The 3,045-nt window shown below is 37.2% G+C and carries 1 protein-coding gene and 1 pseudogene; one reads left to right on the plus strand and one right to left on the minus strand.

Features of this window, described 5'->3' with window-relative positions:
• Nucleotides 1-1,025: pseudogene (locus PHR02_RS13445) on the minus strand (hypothetical protein); the annotation flags it as partial.
• Between the two features lie 108 nt (nucleotides 1,026-1,133).
• Between PHR02_RS13445 and PHR02_RS13450 the strand changes: the two are divergent.
• Nucleotides 1,134-3,045, plus strand: a 1,912-nt coding sequence (locus PHR02_RS13450; protein ID WP_299992805.1) for a TonB-dependent receptor, incomplete at its 3' end; no start/stop codon positions are given.

A 3,045-nucleotide genomic window follows, 5' to 3' on the forward strand; every position in this document is an offset into this window, starting at 1 on the left:
AGTTGTTCGCTTAGCAGATGGAAAATATCGTTGATTGGCTGGGTAGGTTTGAATGCAATGCGCTCTTTATTGAGATTGAAAAAATTTCTGAAATCGTCAATCGTATTAGACATAAACGTGATATTCGTATTGATAATAGCATTGTTCTTTTGAAGCTCAGCATCATCTAGTAGACCAAGTTCACGTTTCAATTCGATATTGCTCATGGCTAAACCAACAATATTGAGCGGTTGGCGCCATTGATGGGCGATGCTCTCTATCATCTCACCCATCGCAGCAAGCCTTGATTGATGTATCAATAGCTGCTCTTTTTGACGACGCTGTTCTACTTCAGTTTCAATCCGTTCTTCGAGCTTTGTATTTATTTGTTCCATTTGATTTCGGTAGTTATCGATAGTTCCGAGCATTTTATTGGTAGAGGAGACGATAGTACGTATTTCGGTATTTGGGTTATTACTCTTAAATGGTTTCGTAGTATTATCAACCGTGTAGCCGCCTATCCAATCAGAGATTTGTCTCAAGACAAAAAATTGCTTGCGAAAGTAGAGATAGGTGAATGAAAAAATCACTAAAGCAAACAGTGATAAAAATACCAGTTGCTCAAAAAGTTTATTTTGTAATTCTTGGGCATGTGCATTTGAATAGCTGATGTGGAGTATGGCGAGAAGTTCCCCTGTTATAGGGTCTTTGATGAACTCTGATAGGGTTAGAGGTCTTTTTACTTTAGTATGATGACTGTGGTGCTCAAAAATAGGTTTTTTATTAGTATCGCTTAAAACAACACTAGTAATACTTGGATTTTGGAAAAAGGTTCGCATGGTTTCGTTGAGCATATCCCGCTGATCAAAACTTAAATAGGTTGATATGATTGGTTTTAGCGTATTGGTTACCAGTTGTATTTTTGAGCGCTCTTCATCATTTAGAACTGCAGAGCTGTTTATTTGGATAAAGACAAACATAGGGACAATGACAGCGATGTAAAGAAGCCAGAAGAAAATAGCAAACTTACCTATTAGAGAGTGCATGATTAAAATCCAATACCAAATAACATAAATCGATATTATATAAGTTTTTGTTAATACTTCTTTAAAGTTTTGGTACAATTTAATATCACAATGAGTTTAGGGAGTGTAATGAACGGTTATTGGATAGCGTTGACGACGTTTTTTTTACTTTCTCAAGTAGCAGCATCTGACGAAGGTGAGATTACCTCTTTGTTGGACGAAGTGACTGCTATCGCAACAAAGACTAAACTTAATATCGACTATCAGCCTTCAGTTGTGTCAGTTCTACATGCCGATAAACTCAAAAAACTAGGTATACGAAATCTCCATGAAGCGCTTGGCCTTTTACCAGGGGTTGAAACGTCAATGCTGCATATTGGATGGAAGCAAGTTATTGTTCGAGGAAATTATAATCCTGATACGTTTGTGTTTGATAAGTACAAACTTTATATTGATGGTATGGATGTAGGGAGTGATCTTTATAGTACCAGTTACTTTTATCTTGATTTCCCCATAGAGTTAATCGATCGGATCGAAGTGTTACGCGGTTCTGCTTCCACAATTTATGGTCCAGGGGCATTTAGTGCTGCTATCAATGTTATTACCGTGAATTCTCAGCAGGGAGAAAATGATAAAGTTTTTGGCTCAGTCGGAAGTTACGATTATACAAAAGCTGGATTTGTTAAACATCTTAATGTAGGCAAATGGAATATCGGGATCGATAGTTATCATCAGCACAGTAACAAAACACTTCCGGCAGGGGAAACGTTTGTTGCTCCATATGAAACTGCTTATTTACGTTCAGATTATAATAGTTTGGAAAATTTTGAGGATTATTCCATCGGTGTGAATGCACAACATGATGACTGGAGCGTGATCGCCAGATATAAATCGGAAGTAACGGATAACTTTTATGGGTTAAGTGAAGAACTTGAACCGGTTAACGGTGGTTATCAGGAGAATAAAAGTGCTGTCGTTGAAGTGCGAAATACCTCTAATGTAGCACGTGATATGATTTTAGAATCAAAAATCGGATTGAATTATTACGCTTTTACATTTGACTCAACGGTATATGAAAATTATGGTGGATTTGGTATTAGAATGCGTATGAATCCGACATACGAGCAGTTAAATACCTATTTAGAAATGAATCTTAACGGAAAAAATATCGACAAGCATGAATGGAGGGTTGGGGCTGGAATTCAGAAAATAGATACGATTAAAAATATTTTTGGAACCACTCGACGTACACAGGATGAAGGTCCTGAAATCTTAGGAACAGGTCCAATTGAGTATTTTGAAGGGCGGTATGGATTGCTTAATGGAGATAACGATCAATGGATTAAATCGGTGTATGCACAGGATATTTATTCGGTCAATGATGATTTTGATATCTCTGCTAATCTTAGGCTGGATACTTATTCGTTATTTAACAATATGGTTAGTTATCGAGCCGGTGCAGTGTATAGATTCAATGACAACCATATTCTAAAAGGTATCTATGGACGCTCATATCGTGCACCATCTTATGTAGAAGCATTTCAAGCGCCACAAGATGGATTTAAAAACGGGAATCCTGATTTGAAACCCGAATCAATTGATACCTTTGAGTTAGCATACACCTACAAAAACAAGCAAACAATCTTACGAACCAATATATTTTACTCTATACGGAATGATGTCATTGATAGTTTGCAAGGAGAACCAGTAGGGGTTAATATAGACTATACTAATCACAAACAGCGTAATGCAAAAGGGCTAGAAATGGAAGTTACTCACCATTTTGATAACGGTTCCGAGTTGATGGGAAATTTTTCATATATGCACTCACAGTATTTTTCACCGGATTATTCCAACCCGATAGAATATCAAAGTCCTGAAATTTCAGAAGTGATGGTGAAAGGATACTACCTGTATCCACTTACTGAACGACTCGGTGTCAATACTACATGGTATTATAATGGACCTAAGCGTGGGTATTTACGTGAGAATGGTGATATTCGTACCTACGGCTCTACGATGCTGGTAGATGAAACACTCT

The sequence above is a fragment of the Sulfuricurvum sp. genome (genome assembly GCF_028688295.1).
Lineage (GTDB): Bacteria > Campylobacterota > Campylobacteria > Campylobacterales > Sulfurimonadaceae > Sulfuricurvum.